We start from the raw sequence: 22,787 nt of genomic DNA, 5'->3' as shown, positions 1-22,787 counted from the left end.
AAATTAGTTAGATTTAACAGCTTTTTTCACTGTGATAAGTGATTTTTTAGGTCCAGGTACGTTACCTTTGATCAATAGAAGGTTACGCTCAGCGTCAACTTTCACGATCTCAAGGTTTTGAACAGTAACGCGCTCTCCGCCCATACGGCCTGGCAATAATTTGTTTTTGAATACTCGGTTAGGAGCAACAGGACCCATTGAACCTGGGCGACGGTGGTAACGAGAACCATGTGACATCGGTCCGCGAGATTGGTTATGGCGTTTGATTGAGCCTTGGAAACCTTTACCTTTAGATACTCCTGTTACATCTACTACATCTCCAGCAGAGAAAATATCAACTTTGACTTCCTGACCAACTTCATACTCACCAGCATCTCCGCGGAATTCCCTTACGAAGCGCTTAGGTGCAGTATTAGCTTTTGCAACGTGTCCTTTTGAAGGTTTGTTAGAAAGTTTGTCGCGTTTGTCTGAGAAACCAACTTGAACAGCTGCATAGCCGTCACTTTCAACAGTTTTCAATTGAAGAACAACGTTTCCAGTAGCCTCAATTACTGTTACCGGGATAAGGTCACCCTTTTCCGTGAATACTTGAGTCATACCGATTTTTTTACCTAAGATTCCTTTGGTCATTAGTCACACCTCCTATAATGTGTTGTAAAATCTATTTTTGAAATTAAAGTTTGATTTCAATGTCAACGCCTGACGGTAAGTCTAATCGCATTAATGCATCAACAGTTTGTGGTGTTGGGTTAATGATATCGATCAAACGTTTGTGCGTGCGCATTTCAAATTGCTCACGAGAATCTTTGTATTTGTGTACCGCACGAAGAATCGTATAAATCGATTTTTCAGTTGGCAACGGGATCGGACCAGAAACGTTAGCACCTGAACGTTTTGCTGTTTCAACGATCTTTTCAGCAGATTGATCAAGAATTCTGTGATCATATGCTTTCAAACGAATACGAATTTTTTGTTTTGCCATTATTTTCCCTCCTTTTCGCCTACTTTTAAAATAGACTTTCTCCGTAGAAATTTTCCGTACACTCGCCATGGCAAAGCGGCCGTGTGTATCGGCAACCTCCTACTTCATCGCAGTCAAAGACCAACATTGTCTATTATATAAAAAATCCGTGCCCAATGCAAGAAGAAAATAAAGTTTTTACTTTCTTGCGCACTTTTACTATTATACATACTTCATAGTCGTATGACAAGCGAATCAGCAAATGGAAAATGTTTTTGGTTCTTGACTAAATTACTTCTATAAGAAGAGATTTTTTCATATAAAAAAAGACGAGCATTAAGCTCGTCTTTTTGAAAGTAGAATTACTCAGTGATCGTAGCTACGACACCAGCGCCTACTGTACGTCCGCCTTCACGGATTGAGAATTTAGTACCTTCTTCAATCGCGATTGGAGCGATAAGTTCAACAGTCATTTCGATGTTATCGCCAGGCATAACCATTTCAACGCCTTCTGGAAGTTGAATGATACCAGTTACGTCCGTAGTACGGAAGTAGAACTGTGGGCGGTAGTTAGAGAAGAATGGAGTGTGACGTCCACCCTCTTCTTTTGAAAGAACGTAAACTTCTGATTTAAATTTAGTGTGTGGAGTGATTGTTTTTGGCTTAGCAAGAACTTGTCCACGTTGGATGTCTTCACGAGAAACCCCACGAAGAAGTGCACCGATGTTGTCGCCAGCTTCTGCATAGTCAAGAAGCTTACGGAACATTTCAACACCTGTTACAGTTGTAGATTTTGGCTCTTCAGTGAAGCCGATGATGTCGATAACATCTCCAACTTTAACTACGCCGCGCTCTACACGTCCTGTAGCAACTGTTCCACGGCCAGTGATTGAGAATACATCCTCAACTGGCATCATGAATGGTTTTTCAGTGTCACGAGCTGGAGTTGGGATATACTCGTCAACTGCGTTCATAAGTTCAACGATTTTCTCTTCCCACTCTGCTTCGCCTTCAAGAGCTTTAAGAGCAGAACCTTTGATTACTGGAATGTCATCGCCAGGGAAGTCATATTCAGAAAGAAGGTCACGAACTTCCATTTCAACTAATTCAAGTAATTCTTCGTCGTCTACCATGTCACATTTGTTCATGAATACAACTAGGTAAGGAACACCTACTTGACGAGAAAGAAGGATGTGCTCACGAGTTTGTGGCATTGGGCCGTCAGAAGCAGAAACAACTAGGATTCCGCCGTCCATTTGTGCAGCACCAGTGATCATGTTTTTAACATAGTCAGCATGTCCTGGGCAGTCAACGTGTGCATAGTGACGAGTTTCAGTTTCGTACTCAACGTGTGCAGTTGAGATTGTGATTCCGCGCTCGCGCTCTTCTGGAGCAGCATCGATCATGTCGTATGCCATTGCAGCACCTTTACCGCTACGTTTAGCTAATACAGTTGTAATAGCAGCTGTTAAAGTTGTTTTACCGTGGTCAACGTGTCCAATTGTACCGATATTGGCATGCGTTTTTGAACGGTCGAATTTTTCTTTACCCATTCTAAATTCCTCCTTAGAGTCGTGATTCATTATATAGATTGCAGAAAGTGAAACATGTCCACTTTCTATTCATACATAAGTAGTTATACTTCAATAAAAGGTGAAAATCAATTATTCACCTTTATTTTTTTTGATAATTTCTTCAGAAATTGATTTTGGAACCTCTTCGTAATGATCAAAGTGCATTGAGAATGTTCCGCGGCCTTGAGTATTTGAACGTAACGCAGTAGCGTAACCAAACATCTCAGAAAGTGGAACCATTGAACGTACAACTTGAGCATTTCCGCGTGCTTCCATACCCTCTACTCGTCCGCGACGAGAAGTGATATCACCCATGATATCTCCCATGTACTCATCAGGAATTACAACTTCAACCTTCATAACAGGCTCAAGGATAACAGGGTTACACTTAGATACAGCGTTTTTAAGAGCCATAGATGCAGCAATCTTAAACGCCATTTCACTAGAGTCAACATCATGGTAAGAACCATCAACCAATGTAGCTTTTACATCGATTAGAGGGTATCCAGCTAGAACACCATTTTTCATAGAGTCTTCAAGACCAGCTGCAACAGCAGGCACGTATTCACGTGGTACTGTTCCACCTACTACTTTATTTTGGAACTCAAAGCCTTTTCCTTCTTCGTTTGGTTCAAATTCTACCCAAACGTGTCCGAACTGACCGCGTCCACCAGATTGGCGTGCGAATTTACCTTCAACCTTAGCAGAGCCACGGAAAGTTTCGCGATACGCAACCTGAGGAGCACCAACGTTAGCTTCTACTTTAAATTCACGTCTCATACGGTCAACAATGATGTCAAGGTGAAGTTCACCCATACCAGAGATGATCGTTTGACCTGTTTCAGTATCAGTGTGAGCTTTGAAAGTTGGATCTTCTTCAGAAAGCTTTGTTAAAGCTGTAGACATTTTGTCTTGGTCAGCTTTAGATTTTGGTTCAACAGATAGTGAGATAACTGGATCTGGGAAATTCATTGATTCCAAGATAACCTGGTTCTTCTCATCACATAGAGTATCACCAGTTGTAGTGTCTTTAAGACCTACAGCAGCAGCAATATCTCCAGCGTATACTGTTGAGATTTCCTCACGAGAGTTAGCATGCATTTGCAGGATACGTCCTACGCGTTCACGCTTGCCTTTCGTTGAGTTCTGCACGTATGATCCAGAGTTCAAGACACCTGAATACACACGGAAGAATGTTAATTTACCAACATAAGGATCCGTCATAACTTTGAATGCAAGTGCTGAGAATGGACCCTCATCACTAGATTCACGAGTTACTTCGTCCTCACTGTCAGGTAATGTACCTTTAATTGCTGGTACATCTAAAGGTGATGGCAGGTAATCCAGAACAGCGTCTAACATTAACTGTACACCTTTGTTTTTAAATGCAGATCCACAGATTACTGGGTAGAATTCTACATTTACTGTTCCTTTACGGATCGCAGCTTTCAATTCATCGATTGTAAGCTCTTCACCTTCAAGGTATTTCATCATAAGCTCTTCGTCAAGTTCCGCTACAGCTTCTACAAGCTTTCCGCGCCACTCTTCAGCAAGATCTTTATACTCATCAGGAATTTCCATAGCCTCTGAGCGAGTTCCTAGGTCGTCTTCGTAGATGTATGCAACATTCTCTACTAAGTCGATAATACCTACAAACTCATCTTCAGCACCAATTGGAAGTTGGATAGGATGAGCATTAGCTTCAAGACGGTCGTGCATTGTTTTTACAGAGTATAAGAAATCCGCACCGATTTTATCCATTTTATTAACGAATACTACACGCGGTACTCCGTAAGTTGTTGCCTGGCGCCATACTGTTTCAGTTTGAGGCTCAACACCTGATTGAGCATCAAGTACTGCTACTGCACCATCAAGTACACGAAGTGAACGTTCAACTTCAACTGTGAAGTCTACGTGTCCCGGTGTATCGATGATGTTTACGCGATGACCCTTCCACTGAGCAGTTGTAGCAGCAGAAGTGATAGTGATACCACGTTCTTGCTCTTGCTCCATCCAGTCCATTTGAGAAGCACCTTCATGTGTTTCACCAATTTTATGGATACGTCCAGTGTAGAATAATACACGTTCAGTAGTAGTCGTTTTACCGGCATCGATGTGAGCCATGATGCCGATATTACGAGTTTTGTCTAAGGAGAACTCTCTTGCCATTTGGGTTTTTCTCCTTCCTATTATAAGGATTAGTATATTTTATGGTTTGAATCCTACCAGCGGTAGTGAGCGAATGCTTTGTTAGCTTCAGCCATTTTGTGAGTATCTTCACGTTTCTTAACTGATGAGCCAGTGTTGTTAGCTGCATCAAGAATCTCGTTAGCTAAGCGCTCTTCCATCGTTTTTTCACCGCGAAGACGAGCGTAGTTTACTAACCAGCGAAGACCAAGAGTAGTACGGCGGTCAGGGCGAACTTCAACAGGAACTTGATAGTTAGCACCACCCACACGACGAGCTCTTACCTCAAGAACTGGCATGATGTTTTTAAGTGCTTGTTCAAACACTTCGATTGCTTCTTTACCTGAACGCTCTTTCACTAAGTCAAAAGCTGTGTAAAGAATAGTTTGTGCTTTACCTCTCTTACCGTCTACCATAATTCTGTTGATTAGACGAGTAACAAGCTTTGAGTTGTAAAGTGGATCTGGTAATACGTCTCTTTTTGTAACAGGACCTTTACGTGGCATGTTATATCCTCCCTTCATGCTATAATCTTAAGCTTTATATTACTTAAGGCATTATTTTTTTGGTGCTTTTGGTCGTTTTGTACCGTATTTAGAGCGGCCTTGCATACGCTTGTCAACACCAGCAGTGTCTAATGCACCGCGCACGATGTGATAACGTACACCCGGTAAATCTTTTACACGTCCGCCGCGGATAAGTACAACACTATGCTCTTGCAGGTTGTGTCCGATACCAGGAATGTAGGCAGTTACCTCGATTCCGTTAGTTAAACGAACACGAGCATATTTACGAAGAGCCGAGTTCGGTTTCTTCGGTGTCATTGTACCAACACGAGTACATACTCCGCGTTTTTGCGGTGATGATGTGTTTGTTTGCTCTTTTTTGAAGCTGTTGTAACCTTTGTTTAACGCAGGAGAAGTTGATTTTTCAACTTTGCTTACGCGTCCCTTGCGCACTAATTGGTTAATAGTAGGCATGTTTATGTCCTCCCTTCTCGAAGTTTAATACCACACATCCAGGTGGTTCATATTTGGGCAAAAACAAAGTTTTTGCAGAGGATTTAAAACCCTTGGCAAAAACGGTTTTAATTGATAATAGCTACAGTTACTGCTCCTACTTCTATTCCGCAAGCTTTTCCAAGCTTTTTCATAGAGTCAACCATATTAAAGGGAATGTCCTTCTGTTCAGCGAGTTCAGTTATCATGTGAATGATTCTTGAATCAGCGTCTTCAGCAATGATCAGTTCCTTTACTTGATCAAGTTTTAGAGCCTTTACTGTTTGCTTCGTACCAACAATAATTTTATGTGCCTGCGATACTTTTTCATAAGACATAAAAATATATCCTCCAAAGCAACAGGTTTTAATTAAGCACCTAGAACATACTAACATCGTAAGAGATGGATGTCAACTAGATCAATGAAACATTTTTCTAGAATCGTCCATCTCTTTTTCAGTTAGTTAATTAATCTACAGTTACAGTTTCATCTTCAGGCTGTATGCGAGGAATTGGATTAACGCGTCTATAGCGCTGCATTCCAGTTCCGGCAGGCACAAGCTTACCGATGATAACATTTTCTTTCAAGCCGAGCAGCTCATCACGCTTGCCTTTAATCGCAGCATCAGTTAGGACACGAGTTGTTTCCTGGAATGATGCAGCAGATAAGAATGAATCTGTTTCAAGTGATGCTTTTGTGATACCAAGCAGGATCGGGCGTCCTGTTGCCGGGCGCTTGCCTTCAAGCAATACCTTTTTGTTGGCATCAGTAAATTGGTGAACATCAAGCAATGTTCCAGGCAATACATCTGTATCTCCTGCATCCATTACTCTAACTTTGCGAAGCATTTGGCGAACCATTACTTCAACGTGTTTGTCTCCAATTTCTACCCCTTGCATACGGTATACTTTTTGAACTTCACGAAGCAGATATTCCTGAACAGATGTGATGTCTGTTACTTTCAGCAATTCTTTAGGGTCGATTGAACCTTCAGTAAGTTCCTGACCGTGTGTAATTTTGTCGCCTTCGGCCACTTTAAGTCTAGCATTGTAAGCAGCTGTGTAAGTGCGTGTTTCAACATCGCCTTTAATAACGATTTCCTGTTGTCTGTCACGGACTTCATTAATTTCCACTACTACACCATCAATTTCAGAGATGGTTGCCTGACCTTTAGGATTTCTCGCTTCAAATAGCTCCTGAATACGAGGTAAACCTTGAGTGATGTCATCTCCGGCAACACCGCCTGTATGGAACGTACGCATTGTCAGCTGAGTTCCCGGTTCTCCGATAGATTGAGCAGCGATAATACCGACTGCCTCTCCAACTTCAACCTCGGTTCCTGTAGCCAAGTTGCGTCCGTAGCATTTTTTACATACACCATGACGGGTGTTACATGTAAATGCAGAACGGATCCATACTTCTTCTATACCAGTTTCAACAATCGCTAAAGCAAGGTCTTCGGTAATGAGATCATTTTCAGAAACGATGACTTCACCAGTCTCCGGATGTTTAAGTGTTTTGCGTGCATGACGTCCAATTAAACGCTCTTCTAAATGCTCGATTACTTCTGTGCCTTCTTTAATGGATTTCGTCAAGATGCCGCGGTCCGTTCCACAGTCTTCATCACGAATGATGACATCCTGCGCAACGTCAACGAGACGTCTTGTCAAGTAACCTGAGTCAGCTGTTTTAAGGGCTGTATCGGCAAGACCTTTACGCGCACCATGTGTAGAGATAAAGTACTCTAACACTGTTAAGCCCTCTCGGAAACTTGATTTGATTGGAAGTTCAATAATACGTCCAGCCGGGTTGGCCATCAGTCCGCGCATACCCGCAAGCTGCGTAAAGTTAGATGCGTTACCACGGGCTCCTGAATCACTCATCATGAAGATCGGGTTGCGCTTATCAAGAGAAGCCATCAGTTTGCCCTGGATAACATCTTTAGACGCACTCCAGATGGAAATAACACGTTCATAGCGCTCTTCTTCTGTAATCAGACCGCGTTTGAATTGTTTAAGAACATTATCAACTTTAGCTTGTGCCTCTTTCAAGATCTCTTCTTTTTCGCGCAATACGATGATATCTGATACACCAACCGTAATACCGGCTTTAGTGGAGTATCTGAATCCAAGATCTTTCATGCGGTCAAGCATTTTAGACGTTTCGGTAATATGGAATTTCTTAAAGATTTCAGCAATGATTTTACCTAAGATTCCCTTTTTGAAAGGAGGGATGATCTCTTGGCTTTGAATGAATTCTTTCACATTCACATTTGCATCAATAAAGAATTTTTCCGGTGTTTCATCTTCAATGTTGCTCTTAGTCGGTTCATTCATATACGGGAATGAAGGAGGCAGAATTTCATTGAAAATCAGTTTTCCTACAGTTGTTACAAGCAGCTTTTTGCGCTGTTCATCTGTAAATGATTCGTTAGGCAGAGAGCTTGCTTGTACAGCGATACGAGTGTGAAGATGAACATATCCGTTTTGATATGCAAGCAGAGCTTCGTTCGTGTCTTTGAAGACCATTCCTTCGCCGACAGCTTCTTCGCGTTCTAATGTCAGGTAGTAGTTTCCGAGTACCATATCCTGAGAAGGAGTAACAACAGGTTTTCCGTCTTTAGGATTTAGAATGTTCTGCGCTGCAAGCATCAAAATGCGTGCTTCTGCTTGAGCTTCAGCAGATAGAGGTACGTGAACCGCCATTTGGTCACCATCAAAGTCAGCGTTATATGCTGTACATACTAATGGGTGAAGACGAATTGCACGGCCTTCTACAAGCGTAGGCTCAAATGCCTGGATTCCCAGTCTGTGAAGTGTAGGTGCGCGGTTAAGGAGAACTGGATGCTCTCTGATAACTGCTTCTAACACATCCCAAACCTCAGGAGATACACGCTCTATTTTACGTTTAGCACTCTTGATGTTGTGTGCTAAGCCTTTTTCAACAAGTTCTTTCATAACGAAAGGCTTGAATAATTCAAGAGCCATTTCTTTCGGCAAGCCGCATTGATACATTTTCAGGTTCGGTCCTACAACGATAACGGAACGGCCTGAATAGTCAACACGTTTACCAAGAAGGTTTTGACGGAAACGTCCTTGTTTACCTTTCAGCATATGTGAAAGTGATTTAAGAGGACGATTACCTGGTCCAGTAACCGGACGGCCGCGTCGGCCATTGTCAATCAACGCATCAACAGCTTCTTGAAGCATGCGTTTTTCGTTCTGTACGATGATGCTTGGAGCACCAAGGTCCAATAAACGTTTTAAACGGTTGTTGCGGTTAATTACACGGCGGTACAAATCATTTAAGTCAGAAGTCGCAAAGCGTCCGCCGTCTAATTGAACCATTGGACGAAGTTCAGGCGGGATAACAGGAAGAACATCAAGGATCATCCAAGATGGCTCATTGCCTGAATTACGGAATGCTTCTAATACCTCTAAACGTTTGATTGCACGAGTTCTGCGCTGGCCTTGTGCTGTTTTAAGTTCTTCTTTAAGCTGATCAACCTCTTTATCCAAATCGATGTCAGAAAGAAGTTTTTTGATCGCTTCTGCACCCATTGCAGCTTGGAAAGTTGAGCTGTATTTATCACGGTATGCTCTATACTCTTTTTCAGAGAGCAGCTGTTTTTTCTCAAGCGGCGTGTCGCCTGTTTCTGTAACTACGTAAGAAGCGAAGTAAATCACTTCTTCTAATGCACGTGGAGACATATCAAGCACTAAGCCCATGCGGCTAGGAATGCCTTTAAAATACCAAATGTGAGAAACAGGGGCAGCAAGTTCTATATGCCCCATGCGCTCACGGCGGACCTTAGCACGAGTTACTTCAACTCCGCATCGGTCACAGACTACACCTTTGTAGCGAACTCGTTTATATTTTCCGCAATGACATTCCCAGTCCTTAGTAGGACCGAAAATGCGCTCACAGAATAAACCGTCTTTTTCTGGTTTTAATGTACGATAGTTAATCGTTTCTGGTTTCTTAACTTCACCGAATGACCACGAGCGAATTTTATCAGGTGAAGCGAGACCGATGTTCATATACTCAAAGTTATTTACATCTAGCAAGGGGCCTACCTCCCTTTTCGTCTTCAGGTTTTACCCTTATTGCTTACTATTCTTTAATAACTGCGTCTTTTTCTTTTTCCATGGCTGCTGATGAAAGATCATCCGGCTGATCATTCAAGGATAAACCTTCTGATTGCTGTCCTTCTTCATCATCTTCTAAGTCTCTCATTTCGATTTCTTTTTCGTCGCTTGAGAGAATCTTAACATCCATACCTAAGCTTTGAAGCTCTTTTATTAATACTTTGAATGATTCTGGAACTCCTGGCTCCGGAACATTTTCGCCTTTAACGATTGCTTCGTACGTTTTCACACGTCCGACAACGTCATCTGACTTAACTGTGAGAATCTCTTGAAGAGTATAAGCTGCGCCATAAGCTTCAAGCGCCCATACTTCCATTTCTCCAAAACGCTGTCCGCCAAACTGGGCTTTACCGCCAAGTGGCTGCTGCGTAACAAGTGAGTAAGGACCTGTTGAACGGGCATGCAATTTATCATCAACCATGTGAGCAAGTTTGATCATGTACATGATTCCTACTGATACACGGTTATCAAACGGTTCGCCTGAGCGGCCATCATAAAGAACTGTTTTAGCATCGCGTGCCATGCCAGCTTCTTCAAGAGTTGACCATACATCTTCCTCGCGTGCACCATCAAATACAGGAGATGCAACGTGTAAACCGAGTTTGCGCGCTGCCATTCCAAGATGAAGTTCAAGCACCTGACCGATGTTCATACGAGATGGTACGCCCAGCGGATTTAACATGATATCTACAGGTGTGCCGTCTGGAAGGTAAGGCATATCTTCTTCAGGAAGAATTCTTGAGATAACACCTTTGTTTCCGTGACGTCCGGCCATTTTATCCCCTTCAGAAATTTTACGCTTCTGAACGATGTATGCACGGACTAACTGGTTAACTCCCGGTGGAAGTTCATCGCCGTCTTCACGGTTGAACACTTTAACATCAAGAACGATACCGCCGCCTCCGTGAGGAACACGAAGTGAAGTATCACGTACTTCCCTTGCTTTTTCACCAAAGATTGCATGTAGAAGGCGTTCTTCTGCAGTCAGTTCAGTAACCCCTTTTGGTGTAACCTTACCAACAAGCAAATCTCCGTCTTTTACTTCAGCACCAACACGGATAATTCCGCGGTCGTCTAAGTTGCGAAGCGCATCTTCACCGACATTCGGGATATCGCGTGTGATTTCTTCAGGTCCAAGCTTTGTATCACGAGATTCTGATTCATATTCTTCGATATGAATAGAAGTATAAACATCATCTTTTACTAGACGCTGACTCATGATGATGGCATCCTCATAGTTGTAGCCATCCCATGTCATGAATGCAACCATAACGTTGCGTCCAAGTGCGAGTTCGCCTAGTTCCATAGATGGTCCGTCAGCAAGGATTTCACCTTTGACAACTTCATCGCCGACACTTACGATCGGGCGCTGGTTGTAGCAGGTACCTTGGTTAGAACGGATGAATTTAAGCAGGCTGTACTTATCCAAGTTGCCTTTTGTTTTCACGCCATCCACATCTTCGTAGCGTCGTACCCAGATGTTTTTAGCTTCTACTTTTTCAACAACTCCAGGGAACTTGCAGATTACTGCAGCACCAGAGTCTTTGCCTGATACGTACTCCATGCCTGTTCCGACAATCGGAGACTCAGGGTTCATAAGCGGTACTGCTTGTCGCTGCATGTTCGCTCCCATTAGGGCACGGTTGGAGTCATCATTTTCCAAGAACGGGATACATGCTGTCGCAGCAGAAACTACTTGTTTAGGAGATACATCCATGTAATCCATTCTGTCACGGGACATGACTGTGTTCTCACCGCGGAAACGGGAAACGATGTCCTCATCAATGAATGAACCATCATCTGCTAAACGAGCGTTTGCTTGGGCAACTACGTAATTATCTTCTTCGTCTGCTGTTAAGTAATCTATGCGGGCAGTTACTTTCCCTGTTTCAGGATCTACTCGGCGATATGGCGTTTCAATGAACCCAAAGCGATTAACTTTAGCATAAGAAGAAAGTGAGTTGATCAAACCGATGTTTGGTCCCTCTGGCGTTTCAATCGGACACATGCGGCCATAGTGAGAGTAATGAACGTCACGCACTTCAAATCCAGCGCGTTCACGTGTTAATCCACCAGGTCCAAGTGCAGACAGACGGCGTTTATGTGTTAATTCAGCAAGCGGATTCGTCTGATCCATAAACTGCGATAACTGTGAGCTTCCGAAGAACTCTTTAATTGACGCAATAACAGGACGGATGTTAATCAGCTGCTGAGGTGTAATTGTATTTGTATCTTGAATGGACATTCTCTCGCGTACAACACGCTCCATACGAGAAAGACCGATTCTGAATTGATTTTGAAGAAGTTCTCCTACAGAACGCAGGCGACGGTTGCCTAAATGGTCGATATCATCTGTGTCTCCTACTCCATGAAGCAAGTTAAAGAAATAACTGATAGAAGACAGGATGTCAGCAGGCGTAATATTCTTAACGTTTTCTTCGACATAAGCGTTGCTGATTACGTTAATGACTTTTTCACCTTCTGAATCAATAGGAGCATAAATTTTAATTGATTGAAGCGTTACATCTTCTTCGACAACTCCGCCAGATGGCGTAATTTTTCTGAAGCCTACTCCACTCTCTAAATTAGGAATGATTCGGTCAAGAGTACGTCTATCAATTAAAGTATCTTTTTCTGCAATAATTTCGCCAGTTTCAGGGTCTACTAATGTTTCAGCAAGACGCTGATTGAACAGGCGGTTTTTAATATGAAGCTTTTTGTTGATCTTGTAGCGTCCTACACTTGCAAGATCATAGCGTTTTGGATCAAAGAATCTTGAATCCAGCAAGCTTTTCGCGTTATCCACTGTTGGAGGCTCACCAGGGCGCAGACGCTCATAAATCTCAAGAAGAGCTTTTTCTGTGCTTTCTGTGTTGTCCTTATCAAGTGTGTTGCGCAAGTATTCATTTTCACCGAAAAGATCGGTGATTTCTTGATCAGAGCCAAACCCTAGTGCGCGCAAAAGAACCGTTACCGGCAATTTCCGAGTGCGATCAATACGCACATATGCAACATCTTTAGCATCTGTTTCGTACTCTAACCAAGCGCCACGGTTTGGAATGACAGTAGCAGTAAAGCCTTTTTTACCATTTTTATCGACTTTTCCGCTGTAATAAACACTTGGTGAACGTACGAGCTGTGATACGATAACACGCTCAGCACCGTTAATCACAAATGTACCTGTTTCAGTCATCAATGGGAAATCACCCATGAAAACATCCTGATCTTTTACTTCACCAGTTTCCTTGTTAATTAAACGCACCTTCACACGAAGCGGTGCAGAATAGGTAACATCGCGCTCTTTAGATTCCTCTACTGAATATTTAGGATCACCTAAACTATAATCAATAAATTCTAGCGAGAGGTTACCAGTGAAGTCTTCGATAGGAGATATGTCCTGGAACATTTCTCTAAGACCCTCATCAAGAAACCACTGATAGGAAGAGGTTTGAATCTCAATAAGATTTGGTAATTCTAACACTTCACTAATACGTGCATAACTTCTGCGTTGGCGGTGTCGTCCATACTGAACTAGTTGACCTGTCAACTGCTTCACCCCTCAAATCAAGCGTAATATAACTTGTAATATGTACTCGTAAATCAATCTATTAACCACCAATACACATACAAGGAGAAAACAAAAATAAAAAGGTCTCTATAAATTAGAAAACCACTTTTGTAAAACGTACTATTGATTTTATAAGTTTTTCCATCTGTCCTATATTTATACATTTACCTCAAAAAATAGAGACTTATGGAATATATATATTGGCATTTTATAATATTAACATAGCGAAAAATGCGAGTCAATCTTTTTCTGCTCTGATAATAAAGTAGCCTTTATCCTTTTTGACTGTAACAACTTCTTTAAACATCTCATCCAGTTTGGCAATAGCCGATGGGGCTCCTTGCTTTTTCTGAATGACAACCCATAATTCTCCGCCCGGCAAAAGAGATTCAAAGCTTTTTTCAAAAATCTCGTGAACAACCTTTTTTCCTGCCCGGATAGGAGGATTTGTCAGAACAGCCGCATACTTTTTCGAAGGATCAACATTTTCAAAAAGATTGCTTGCGATAATACGGACATTTTTCACGCCATTTGCTTCTGCGTTCACTTTCGCAAGTTCTACTGCTCTCTCATTAACATCGATCATATCAACCGTGAGATCCTTGAATTCTTTAGCAAGCGAAATTCCGATTGGTCCGTATCCGCAGCCAACGTCCAGCAAGTCGCCTTTTTGATTAGGCAGTGTAAATGTTTCAATCAGCAGTCTTGAACCAAAATCGACTTCATTTTTAGAAAAAACGCCGCGATCACTTTGAAAATGAAAGGAATTCCCTCGTAAAGTAAACGTCCATGATTTACGATTACTCTCAGCCTCAGGCTGACTTGAATAATAATGATTTGTCATCTTTTTCCCTCCATGTTAAAGGAATATAGCAAATCATGCTATTTTTCATACCTCTGTATCTTTAAAAAAATCAATTTCCTGTCAAACGTGAAAAAAAAAGCTCGCTATATGAATTAAGCGAGCTTTGTCTTTTTGGAATTACTTAACTTCTACAGAAGCGCCAACTTCTTCAAGTTTGCCTTTGATTTCTTCAGCTTCTTCTTTAGCGATTCCTTCTTTAACAGCTTTAGGAGTGTTGTCAACTAATTCTTTAGCTTCTTTCAAGCCAAGACCAGTGATTTCACGTACTACTTTGATAACTTTGATTTTTTGAGCACCAGCGCTAGCAAGTACTACATCAAATTCAGTTTGCTCAGCAGCAGCTTCGCCACCAGCAGCGCCACCAGCCATTGCTACAGGAGCAGCTGCAGTTACGCCAAATTCTTCTTCGATTGCTTTAACTAAGTCGTTTAATTCTAAAACAGTCATTTCTTTAACTGCTTCAATGATTTGTTCTTTAGTCATTGTATATTTCCTCCTTATAAACCTATTAGTTTTTTGTTTTGGTACGGGTCAAACAGATTAAGCGCCTTGCTCTTCTTTTTGTTCTGCAACTGCTTTAGTAGCAAGTGCAAGATTGCGGATTGGAGCTTGAAGAACGCTAAGCAACATAGAAAGTAAGCCTTCACGTGACGGAAGATCAGCAAGAGCTTTAATTTGTTCTACAGTTGCGATGTTGCCTTCGATTACACCTGCTTTGATTTCTAACGCGTCATGCTTTTTAGCAAAGTCGTTAAGAATCTTAGCTGGAGCAACTACGTCGTCATTACTGAATGCGATCGCATTAGGACCTGTTAGGGCGTCATTAAGACCAGTAAGTTCAACATTTTCAACTGCACGGCGAGTCATTGTGTTTTTGTAAACTTTGAACTCGATGCCAGCATCACGAAGAGTTTTACGAAGTTCAGTAACTTCTGCTACTGTTAAACCGCGGTAGTCAACAACGATTGTTGTTTTGCTGTCGCGAAATTTAGCAGTAATGTCATCTACGATGGATTTTTTTGTTTCGATAGCGCTGCTCATTGATACACCTCCTGTAAGAATCAAAGTCCCACACTTATACCGATCGGTGTTTCTCTTTAAAAACAAGAAATGCCTCCACGTCAGACATGGAGGCAGTATATATACAAGCGATCTAATAATTTTAGTTCACATATATACACCTCGGCAGGAAATTAAGCTTATGCAAGCACCTACTGTCTTTGGTATAAATGAAGTTATTTAGTTAAACAACATTTTTGATTATATATAAAGTCGACCCTTATGTCAACTATTATTTAACGCCGAAACTTGATGAATCAACTTTAACGCCAGGTCCCATAGTAGAAGCAACAGCTACGTTCTTCATGTATGTGCCTTTTGCAGCAGCAGGTTTAGCTTTTAATAACGTTTCGAAGATTGTAGTGAAGTTTTCAACTAACTTGCTGTCTTCGAAAGATACTTTACCGATTGGCACGTGGATGTTACCAGCTTTGTCAACGCGGTATTCAACTTTACCAGCTTTGATTTCTTTAACTGCTTTTTCAACGTCAAATGAAACAGTGCCAGTTTTAGGGTTTGGCATTAAGCCTTTTGGTCCAAGTACGCGGCCAAGCTTACCAACTTCACCCATCATGTCAGGAGTAGCTACGATTACATCGAAGTCAAACCATCCTTGCTGGATTTTGTTGATGTAGTCAGCATCGCCTACGAAATCAGCTCCAGCAGCTTCTGCTTCCTTCGCTTTTTCACCTTTAGCAAATACTAAAACGCGTTGAGTTTTACCTGTTCCGTTTGGAAGAACAACTGCTCCGCGGATTTGCTGATCGTTTTTACGTGGATCAACGCCTAAACGGAATGCAACTTCAACTGTTGCATCAAATTTAGCTGTGTTTGTTTTCTTTACAAGTTCAATTGCTTCTTGAACTCCGTAAGCTTGAGCACGGTCTACTAATTTAGCAGCTTCAACGTACTTTTTACCTCTTTTAGCCATTTTAAATTTCCTCCTTAGTGGTTTTAGCGGAATAACCTCCCACGAATAAAGGTTGCGAACTTGTTAAAAGCAAACTCGCAACCCCTAAAACAAAAACAACAATTAGTCTTCGATGACGATACCCATGCTGCGCGCAGTACCTTCAACCATACGCATAGCTGATTCAACATTAGCTGCATTTAAGTCAGGCATTTTTGTTTCAGCGATTTCACGTACTTTATCACGCTTAACTGTTGCTACTTTATTACGGTTAGGTTCACCAGAACCAGACTCGATACCAGCTGCTTTCTTAAGCAATACTGCAGCAGGCGGAGTTTTTGTAATAAATGTAAATGAACGGTCTTCAAAAACCGTAATTTCAACAGGAATGATAAGTCCAGCTTGATCAGCTGTACGAGCGTTAAACTCCTTACAGAATCCCATGATGTTAACACCAGCTTGACCTAATGCAGGACCAACCGGCGGCGCTGGATTTGCTTTTCCAGCAGGAATTTGCAATTTAACCATTTTAATTACTTTTTTAGCCACGAGACACACCTCCTTAAGTCCGTGATGTGGTAATAGGGTAATACCCTCCCACTCATGTCGTTCATTCTTTATATGAATGATAGAAATTAATCAAGTTTTATGTCCCGCATTGCGAGACATACTGACTTATGAAATATTATCACTTTTCTTTTGTGAATTCAAGTTTTTTTCTTATAATTTATCAACTTGAGAAAATTCCAGCTCAACCGGTGTTTCGCGGCCGAACATGTTTACTAATACCTTCACTTTGCTCTTATCTTTATCAATCTCTTCAATTGATCCGGTAAAGTTAGCAAAAGGTCCGTCTATTACTTTTACAGTCTCTTTCAAGTCGAAATCAAGTTCAACTCTCTTTTCTTCCATTCCCATATGTTTAAGGATTGATACAACTTCTTCAGGAAGAAGCGCTGTTGGCTTTGAACCAGAACCAGCTGAACCGACAAATCCTGTTACACCAGGTGTATTGCGGACTACATACCAGGAATCATCTGTCATAACAATTTCAACGAGGACATATCCCGGGAATACTTTTTTCTTTGTGACTTTCTTTTTGCCGTTTTTATAATCTGTTTCTTCTTCTTCCGGAACGACAACACGGAAAATTTTATCTTGCATGCCCATTGATTCTACACGCTTTTCAAGATTCGCCTTTACCTTATTCTCATAACCTGAATAAGTGTGGACCACATACCAATTTTTCTCCATCTTTAATAGGACGATTTGTCCATTCCCTCCCTGCTTTTTGAAGCTTATATGATGATTCTGCTGCTCTTATTCTTTGGCTGACTCTTTTTAAGACAATGAAAAAACCCGTCGAACGGGTTTTTGGGGAAATATAATATTCTCTATTATAGCACGATTTTATATCTATTATTCAAAAAATAAAACGAAAATGAAGATCGGTGTTTTATTTTTTATGACACTAGACGAATTAACGATGAAATTCCAAGATCAATAATGGCGAAAAAGATGACAGCAAAAGCGACAGTTGCAATAACTGTAATTGTATATCGTGTCAGTTCTTTGCCTTTTGGCCAGCTGACCTTTTTCATTTCACGGGATACATCTTTGAAAAAATTAACAATACGCTGCATTTACATTACCTCCAAGAGAATTCAGAAAGCCTGTCATAGAAATAAAGAATCATGAGATGAGTGCTACTTTGTTTCACGGTGGTCCGTATGTGCGTTACAAGCTTTACAAAATTTCTTGAATTCTAAACGCTCTTCGGAGCTTGACGTGTTTTTCATCGTTGTGTAGTTTCTGCTTCCACAGTCTGTGCAAGCCATTGTAACTTTCTTACGCATTTATGGCACCTTCCGCTAGTCCTGCATTTTTCTATAAAAATGTAACACACGCAAGGACCTTCGTCAATGACGCCTGACGTGTTTTACTTGATTTTTACATATTGATTTCACGAAGCTCAAGATACCTTTCAAGCTTTCGTTTCACCCGCTGAAGGGCATTGTCTATTGATTTGACGTGGCGGTTGAGCTCTTCAGATATTTCCTGATAGGATCTGCCGTCCAGATACAGAACAAGCACCTTCCGTTCGAGATCGCTCAGAAGCTCGCCCATTTTCACTTCGATATCATCAAATTCTTCCTGATTAATAATCAGTTCTTCCGGGTCCATGACTTTTGTCCCTGAAATAACATCCATCAATGTCCGGTCTGATTCTTCATCATAAATCGGCTTGTCCAGTGAGACATAAGAGTTAAGAGGAATATGTTTTTGACGGGTTGCGGTTTTAATAGCGGTAATGATTTGGCGAGTGATGCACAGTTCTGCAAAAGCTTTGAAAGAAGTAAGCTTGTCCTCTCTGAAATCACGGATAGCCTTATACAAACCGATCATACCTTCTTGAATAATATCTTCTCTGTCAGCGCCTATCAAAAAATAGGACCTTGCCTTCGCTCTTACAAAATTACGGTACTTTGTTATTAAATAATCAAGAGCATCGCTGTCTCCATTATGAACAAGCTCCACAACCTGTTCATCCAAAAGAGCATGAAAGTCTTCCTTGCTGAGTTTACCCGTGCTGAAATGTGTGTTCATGCCGATCCCCCCGACCGCACAATAGATAGAAATATTATACAGTATGATTTTTGAAAGCGTCAACAGGCTATAAATCGCCCCTGCGCCATTTTTCAAACATTTTCAGGACATCATCTGTGATTGGAATCTTTGATTGAGGACTATTCACTTTTATTTTTTCTACTCTTTTTTGGATTCTTTTTTCTATTGCTTCCACTTCATTTAAAAGTTCTCTTGCTGATTTCCTGAGAGCTCCCTGGCCAAAAATAGCCCATTGCTCTGTAAAATCGGAGGTTGCCACATGAATCTGCGTTTTAATATTGCTCAGGGAAATCGCAAGTTTTTCAATGCGCTCATCCGCTGTTTCGTTTTCACGGGTATAGATGACTTCGACACGGTGGTTTTTTTGTTTCTTTTCAATACCCTTCACTTGATGAGCATCGAAAATGACGATCACCCTGTAACCGGTGTAAGCTTGATACTCTGCCATTTTCTGAATCAGCAGCTCTCTTGCTTCTGAGAGATTCTCTTTTTTTAATGATTGAAGATTCGCCCAAGCACCGATGATGTTATATCCGTCAACAAGGAGGATATCCATTTTCTTATTCTCCTAATGGATGACGCTTTCTGAAGACCTCATACATCAGCAGACTCGCTGCTACTGAAGCATTGAGCGAAGTGACCCGGCCAGCCATCGGCAAGTTGACCAGAAAATCGCATTTTTCTTTAACCAGTCTTCCCATTCCTTTACCTTCACTGCCTATAACTAAGCCAAGAGGCATTTTCCCGTCCATTGAACGGTAATCATCTGATCCTTTTGCATCTGTTCCAACTATCCAGACGCCCCGCTCTTTTAATTCCTCAATGGTTCTGGCCATATTTGTCACCCTTGCAACAGGAATATATTCAATTGCTCCCGTAGATGACTTCGCTACTGTAGCTGTAAGCCCTACTGCTCTTCTTTTAGGAATAATAATGCCGTGCGCCCCTGTTGCATCGGCTGTTCTCATAATGGAACCAAGGTTATGAGGGTCTTCAATTTCATCTAAAAGAAGGATAAATGGGGCTTCATTTTTATCTTCAGCCGCCTTTAAGATATCATCTACCTCTGAGTACTCATATGCTGCTACCTGAGCTACGACACCCTGATGATTTCCTTCAACCATTTGATCAATTTTCTTTTTAGGAACAGATTGAATGGATATGCCCTTTTCTTTTGCAAGGACCACGATCTGCTGGGCCTGTCCCTTGACGGAGTTTTCCGCCATCCAGATTTTATACACATTTCTCGTTGATTTTAACGCTTCAATGACTGTGTTGCGCCCCATAATGTATTCTTCTGACATTCCTATTTCCTCCCTTCGTTCTGAATCAATTCAAATGATGATTGAATGATTTCTGTCAGCCGGTCTGCATCTTTCATAAGATGCAGGTAGCCGATTAGTGCTTCAAATGCTGTACTGTAGCGGTAGGTCTGAACATCTGTGTTTTTTGGAACCGTGCCTGATTTTGCATTGCGGCCGCGGCGTATAATGGCCATTTCTTCTTCAGAGAAATATTCCGCTTTAGACAGTTCATGAAGAACGGTGGCCTGCGCCTTGGCTGAAACATATTTTGTCGCTAATTTATGAAGCTGATTTGGACGGACATTGCCTTTAGAAAGCAGGTGATGCCTGACGTAAACTTCATAAATTGCATCACCTATATAGGCAAGCGCCAGGCTGTTCACTTGTTTTGGGTGCGGTATTTCTTCTAAGTGAAGCATACTTATCCTCTTTTCCATCTCGTGCCTTGAGGCGTATCTTCTAAAATAATATTCATGCCTTTCAGCTGATCCCGGATATCATCTGACAGCTGAAAGTTCCGGTCTTTTCTCGCCTGAATACGCTTTTCAATCAACTCTTCAATTTCTGCATCCAATAGTTCTTTTTTGCCGAACTGCAGGCCAAGCACAGCGCCAAGCTCATCAAATGCAGCTGTGAATGCAGTAATTACTTCTTTAGAAGTATTCTTTTCCTGCAAATAATAGTTGGCTTGCTTTGACAATTCAAACATGACTGAAATGGCATTGGCTGTGTTGAAATCGTCATCCATTGCTTCTACAAAAACCGTGCGCTGTTCAGAGATAATGTTCAGCCACTTTTCATTGTCGTCGGTTAAGTCCGTGCTGCTTTGTACGCGGTGCAGCAGATTTGCATAGGATGTACGAAGACGGTGTAATGCATTTTTCGTGCTCTCAAGCAAATCAACAGAATAGTTAATTGGATGACGATAGTGAACAGACAGCATGAACAATCTTAAAACCTGGGCATCGTGCTCTTTCAGGATGTCATGAACTAATACAAAGTTGCCTAAAGACTTCGACATTTTTTCGTTGTTAATATTAATATACCCATTATGCAGCCAGTAGTTAGCAAACGGTTTTTCTGTCAGTGCTTCAGATTGGGCGATTTCATTCTCATGGTGAGGGAATGTTAAGTCCTGTCCTCCAGCATGGATATCAATTGTATCCCCGAAGTGATCATGGACCATAGCGGAACACTCAATATGCCAGCCCGGTCTTCCTTCTCCCCACGGACTTTCCCAAGAAATCTCGCCCTCTTTTGCCGCTTTCCATAGTGCGAAATCTAGTGAATCCTGCTTCTTCTCTCCAGCATCGATTCTTGCGCCTACTCGAAGTTCATCGATGGATTGATGAGAGAGTTTTCCGTAATCTTTAAAAGCTCTTGTTCTGTAATACACATCCCCGTCTGCTTCATAAGCAAATCCTTTTTCAATCAAAGCCTGAATAAAGTCAATAATAATATCCATGCTTTCTGTCACTCGCGGATGTGCAGTTGCACGGTCGCAGCCAAGAGCAGTGACGTCTTCAAAATAGGCTTCAATAAAGCGGTCCGCAATGGCTGGAACATCTTCTCCGAGCTCATTTGCTGCCTTTATCAGCTTATCGTCTACATCTGTAAAATTTGATACATATGTGACATCAAATCCTCTGTACTCCAAGTATTTACGGACTGTATCATAGACGATGGCAGGACGGGCATTCCCTATATGGATATAGTTATAAACGGTCGGTCCACACACATACATTCTGACCTTGCCTTCTTCAAGCGGCTTAAACGTTTCTTTTTGTCTGGTTAGCGTATTGTATAACTTGATGGTCATCTTGACTCTTCCCTTCTTTCAATTGTGCAAGCTCTTGTCTCAAATGCAGCATTTCTGCTTCCATCTCTTTGAATCTGTCTGCGACTGGATCAGGAAGATTGCAGTGATCAAGATCATTTTTGATTCTCTTTCCATTTTGTATCACGACCTTGCCCGGTATTCCTACCACAGTGGAATGATCAGGCACATCACGGAGCACGACCGAACCCGCACCTATCTTAGAATAAGCGCCGACTGTAATGGATCCCAGCACTTTTGCACCTGTAGCAATCAAAGCGTTATCCAGAATGGTCGGATGCCTCTTTCCTTTTTCTTTCCCGGTTCCGCCTAAAGTTACCCCTTGGAAGACTGTTACGTTATGACCAATTTCACATGTTTCACCAATCACAACACCCATTCCGTGGTCTATAAAAAAGCGGCGGCCGATTTTTGCACCTGGATGAATCTCGATTCCTGTAAAAAAGCGGCTCACTTGAGAAATGACTCTTGCAATGAAGAACAAATTCCGTCTAAAGAACGCATGTGCAAGACGGTGAGCCCAAATTGCATGAAGCCCGGAATAAGTAAGAATAACTTCTAAATAAGACCTTGCAGCTGGATCCTGTTCGAAAACAACTTCGATATCTTCCTTCAGCATTTTGAACATTTTATTCCCCCCAAACATTCCCCTTGATTATTTAAAAAAATCTAAAAAAGCGCCTCTGCCTAATAGACAGAGACGCTTTAAATGCGCGGTTCCACTCTGTTTAAACAAGCAAAGAAATT

23 protein-coding genes and 2 other annotated features (1 of these 25 cut by a window edge) are annotated in these 22,787 nt (G+C 41.7%); all 23 genes read right to left on the bottom strand.

Going from position 1 to position 22,787, the window contains the following annotated elements; translation table 11 throughout:
• Positions 1 to 3: 3 nt before the first annotated feature.
• Positions 4 to 630 (bottom strand): 50S ribosomal protein L3, encoded by a 627-nt coding sequence (rplC, locus tag AC3ISE_RS00755; protein ID WP_070875233.1) that lies wholly within the window; start codon positions 628 to 630, stop codon positions 4 to 6.
• Between the two features lie 43 nt (positions 631 to 673).
• The gene (rpsJ, locus tag AC3ISE_RS00750) at positions 674 to 982 is read right to left on the bottom strand and encodes a 30S ribosomal protein S10 (protein ID WP_029282834.1); all 309 of its coding nucleotides are present in this window, start codon (positions 980 to 982) and stop codon (positions 674 to 676) included.
• A 341-nt stretch (positions 983 to 1,323) separates the two neighbouring features.
• A complete protein-coding gene (tuf, locus tag AC3ISE_RS00745; RefSeq protein ID WP_070875234.1) occupies positions 1,324 to 2,514 on the bottom strand; it encodes an elongation factor Tu in 1,191 nt (396 codons plus the stop codon).
• 111 nt (positions 2,515 to 2,625) lie between these two features.
• Positions 2,626 to 4,704, bottom strand: a complete 2,079-nt coding sequence (fusA, locus tag AC3ISE_RS00740) for an elongation factor G (protein WP_070875235.1) — start codon at positions 4,702 to 4,704, stop codon at positions 2,626 to 2,628.
• A gap of 53 nt (positions 4,705 to 4,757) precedes the next feature.
• Entirely contained in the window at positions 4,758 to 5,228 is a 471-nt protein-coding gene (gene rpsG, locus AC3ISE_RS00735) for a 30S ribosomal protein S7 (protein WP_070875236.1), read from the bottom strand.
• A 51-nt stretch (positions 5,229 to 5,279) separates the two neighbouring features.
• Positions 5,280 to 5,702 carry a 30S ribosomal protein S12 gene (gene rpsL, locus AC3ISE_RS00730; RefSeq protein WP_029282841.1) on the bottom strand — a complete coding sequence of 141 codons (423 nt, stop codon included), beginning with the start codon at positions 5,700 to 5,702 and terminating at the stop codon, positions 5,280 to 5,282.
• A 107-nt stretch (positions 5,703 to 5,809) separates the two neighbouring features.
• The gene (locus AC3ISE_RS00725) at positions 5,810 to 6,058 is read right to left on the bottom strand and encodes a 50S ribosomal protein L7ae-like protein (RefSeq protein WP_133313798.1); all 249 of its coding nucleotides are present in this window, start codon (positions 6,056 to 6,058) and stop codon (positions 5,810 to 5,812) included.
• A gap of 130 nt (positions 6,059 to 6,188) precedes the next feature.
• Positions 6,189 to 9,788, bottom strand: coding sequence for a DNA-directed RNA polymerase subunit beta' (gene rpoC, locus AC3ISE_RS00720; RefSeq protein WP_133313797.1), 3,600 nt, complete (start codon positions 9,786 to 9,788; stop codon positions 6,189 to 6,191).
• A 46-nt stretch (positions 9,789 to 9,834) separates the two neighbouring features.
• Positions 9,835 to 13,416, bottom strand: a complete 3,582-nt coding sequence (gene rpoB, locus AC3ISE_RS00715; protein WP_309194740.1) for a DNA-directed RNA polymerase subunit beta — start codon at positions 13,414 to 13,416, stop codon at positions 9,835 to 9,837.
• A gap of 259 nt (positions 13,417 to 13,675) precedes the next feature.
• Positions 13,676 to 14,281 carry a class I SAM-dependent methyltransferase gene (locus AC3ISE_RS00710; RefSeq protein WP_489222699.1) on the bottom strand — a complete coding sequence of 202 codons (606 nt, stop codon included), beginning with the start codon at positions 14,279 to 14,281 and terminating at the stop codon, positions 13,676 to 13,678.
• Positions 14,282 to 14,419: 138 nt separating this feature from the next.
• Complete coding sequence (rplL, locus tag AC3ISE_RS00705; protein ID WP_070875241.1) at positions 14,420 to 14,785, bottom strand: 50S ribosomal protein L7/L12; 366 nt, start codon at positions 14,783 to 14,785, stop codon at positions 14,420 to 14,422.
• 57 nt (positions 14,786 to 14,842) lie between these two features.
• Positions 14,843 to 15,343: a 50S ribosomal protein L10 gene (rplJ, locus tag AC3ISE_RS00700; protein WP_070875242.1), complete on the bottom strand. Its 501-nt coding sequence runs from the start codon at positions 15,341 to 15,343 to the stop codon at positions 14,843 to 14,845.
• Positions 15,344 to 15,398: 55 nt separating this feature from the next.
• Positions 15,399 to 15,544, bottom strand: a sequence feature (ribosomal protein L10 leader region).
• A gap of 49 nt (positions 15,545 to 15,593) precedes the next feature.
• The gene (rplA, locus tag AC3ISE_RS00695) at positions 15,594 to 16,292 is read right to left on the bottom strand and encodes a 50S ribosomal protein L1 (protein ID WP_133313793.1); all 699 of its coding nucleotides are present in this window, start codon (positions 16,290 to 16,292) and stop codon (positions 15,594 to 15,596) included.
• Between the two features lie 102 nt (positions 16,293 to 16,394).
• Positions 16,395 to 16,820 carry a 50S ribosomal protein L11 gene (gene rplK / locus AC3ISE_RS00690; RefSeq protein WP_029282857.1) on the bottom strand — a complete coding sequence of 142 codons (426 nt, stop codon included), beginning with the start codon at positions 16,818 to 16,820 and terminating at the stop codon, positions 16,395 to 16,397.
• Between the two features lie 171 nt (positions 16,821 to 16,991).
• Positions 16,992 to 17,525, bottom strand: coding sequence for a transcription termination/antitermination protein NusG (gene nusG / locus AC3ISE_RS00685; protein WP_070875244.1), 534 nt, complete (start codon positions 17,523 to 17,525; stop codon positions 16,992 to 16,994).
• A 209-nt stretch (positions 17,526 to 17,734) separates the two neighbouring features.
• Complete coding sequence (gene secE, locus AC3ISE_RS00680) at positions 17,735 to 17,914, bottom strand: preprotein translocase subunit SecE (RefSeq protein WP_070875245.1); 180 nt, start codon at positions 17,912 to 17,914, stop codon at positions 17,735 to 17,737.
• A 63-nt stretch (positions 17,915 to 17,977) separates the two neighbouring features.
• The gene (gene rpmG / locus AC3ISE_RS00675; protein ID WP_083328099.1) at positions 17,978 to 18,127 is read right to left on the bottom strand and encodes a 50S ribosomal protein L33; all 150 of its coding nucleotides are present in this window, start codon (positions 18,125 to 18,127) and stop codon (positions 17,978 to 17,980) included.
• Between the two features lie 94 nt (positions 18,128 to 18,221).
• Positions 18,222 to 18,878: an RNA polymerase sporulation sigma factor SigH gene (gene sigH / locus AC3ISE_RS00670; RefSeq protein WP_070875246.1), complete on the bottom strand. Its 657-nt coding sequence runs from the start codon at positions 18,876 to 18,878 to the stop codon at positions 18,222 to 18,224.
• A gap of 67 nt (positions 18,879 to 18,945) precedes the next feature.
• The gene (locus AC3ISE_RS00665; RefSeq protein ID WP_070875247.1) at positions 18,946 to 19,455 is read right to left on the bottom strand and encodes an NYN domain-containing protein; all 510 of its coding nucleotides are present in this window, start codon (positions 19,453 to 19,455) and stop codon (positions 18,946 to 18,948) included.
• A gap of 4 nt (positions 19,456 to 19,459) precedes the next feature.
• Positions 19,460 to 20,203 (bottom strand): 23S rRNA (guanosine(2251)-2'-O)-methyltransferase RlmB, encoded by a 744-nt coding sequence (gene rlmB, locus AC3ISE_RS00660; protein ID WP_133313790.1) that lies wholly within the window; start codon positions 20,201 to 20,203, stop codon positions 19,460 to 19,462.
• A gap of 2 nt (positions 20,204 to 20,205) precedes the next feature.
• Positions 20,206 to 20,622, bottom strand: coding sequence for a Mini-ribonuclease 3 (locus AC3ISE_RS00655; RefSeq protein WP_489222698.1), 417 nt, complete (start codon positions 20,620 to 20,622; stop codon positions 20,206 to 20,208).
• Positions 20,623 to 20,624: 2 nt separating this feature from the next.
• Positions 20,625 to 22,022, bottom strand: a complete 1,398-nt coding sequence (gene cysS / locus AC3ISE_RS00650) for a cysteine--tRNA ligase (protein WP_489222697.1) — start codon at positions 22,020 to 22,022, stop codon at positions 20,625 to 20,627.
• Entirely contained in the window at positions 21,973 to 22,668 is a 696-nt protein-coding gene (cysE, locus tag AC3ISE_RS00645; RefSeq protein ID WP_489222696.1) for a serine O-acetyltransferase, read from the bottom strand. Before cysE ends, cysS begins: the two co-directional genes overlap by 50 nt.
• A gap of 65 nt (positions 22,669 to 22,733) precedes the next feature.
• Positions 22,734 to 22,787: a binding site (T-box leader), on the bottom strand (it continues 190 nt past the right edge of the window).

The organism is Metabacillus sp. KH_069 (assembly GCF_057838075.1).
This window is presented reverse-complemented; position numbering and strand designations above follow the sequence as displayed.

Excerpts from the sequence above, each read along its gene's own strand:
- rplA (WP_133313793.1), bottom strand. The coding sequence starts at position 16,292 with ATGGCTAAAAGAGGTAAAAAGTACGTTGAAGCTGCTAAATTAGTAGAC.
- rpmG (WP_083328099.1), bottom strand. The coding sequence starts at position 18,127 with ATGCGTAAGAAAGTTACAATGGCTTGCACAGACTGTGGAAGCAGAAAC.
- tuf (WP_070875234.1), bottom strand. The coding sequence starts at position 2,514 with ATGGGTAAAGAAAAATTCGACCGTTCAAAAACGCATGCCAATATCGGT.
- rpsJ (WP_029282834.1), bottom strand. The coding sequence starts at position 982 with ATGGCAAAACAAAAAATTCGTATTCGTTTGAAAGCATATGATCACAGA.
- sigH (WP_070875246.1), bottom strand. The coding sequence starts at position 18,878 with ATGAACACACATTTCAGCACGGGTAAACTCAGCAAGGAAGACTTTCAT.
- cysE (WP_489222696.1), bottom strand. The coding sequence starts at position 22,668 with ATGTTCAAAATGCTGAAGGAAGATATCGAAGTTGTTTTCGAACAGGAT.
- secE (WP_070875245.1), bottom strand. The coding sequence starts at position 17,914 with ATGCAGCGTATTGTTAATTTTTTCAAAGATGTATCCCGTGAAATGAAA.
- AC3ISE_RS00710 (WP_489222699.1), bottom strand. The coding sequence starts at position 14,281 with ATGACAAATCATTATTATTCAAGTCAGCCTGAGGCTGAGAGTAATCGT.
- nusG (WP_070875244.1), bottom strand. The coding sequence starts at position 17,525 with ATGGAGAAAAATTGGTATGTGGTCCACACTTATTCAGGTTATGAGAAT.
- rlmB (WP_133313790.1), bottom strand. The coding sequence starts at position 20,203 with ATGTCAGAAGAATACATTATGGGGCGCAACACAGTCATTGAAGCGTTA.
- rpsL (WP_029282841.1), bottom strand. The coding sequence starts at position 5,702 with ATGCCTACTATTAACCAATTAGTGCGCAAGGGACGCGTAAGCAAAGTT.
- AC3ISE_RS00665 (WP_070875247.1), bottom strand. The coding sequence starts at position 19,455 with ATGGATATCCTCCTTGTTGACGGATATAACATCATCGGTGCTTGGGCG.
- rplJ (WP_070875242.1), bottom strand. The coding sequence starts at position 15,343 with ATGAGCAGCGCTATCGAAACAAAAAAATCCATCGTAGATGACATTACT.
- rplC (WP_070875233.1), bottom strand. The coding sequence starts at position 630 with ATGACCAAAGGAATCTTAGGTAAAAAAATCGGTATGACTCAAGTATTC.
- AC3ISE_RS00655 (WP_489222698.1), bottom strand. The coding sequence starts at position 20,622 with ATGCTTCACTTAGAAGAAATACCGCACCCAAAACAAGTGAACAGCCTG.
- cysS (WP_489222697.1), bottom strand. The coding sequence starts at position 22,022 with ATGACCATCAAGTTATACAATACGCTAACCAGACAAAAAGAAACGTTT.
- AC3ISE_RS00725 (WP_133313798.1), bottom strand. The coding sequence starts at position 6,058 with ATGTCTTATGAAAAAGTATCGCAGGCACATAAAATTATTGTTGGTACG.
- fusA (WP_070875235.1), bottom strand. The coding sequence starts at position 4,704 with ATGGCAAGAGAGTTCTCCTTAGACAAAACTCGTAATATCGGCATCATG.
- rplL (WP_070875241.1), bottom strand. The coding sequence starts at position 14,785 with ATGACTAAAGAACAAATCATTGAAGCAGTTAAAGAAATGACTGTTTTA.
- rpsG (WP_070875236.1), bottom strand. The coding sequence starts at position 5,228 with ATGCCACGTAAAGGTCCTGTTACAAAAAGAGACGTATTACCAGATCCA.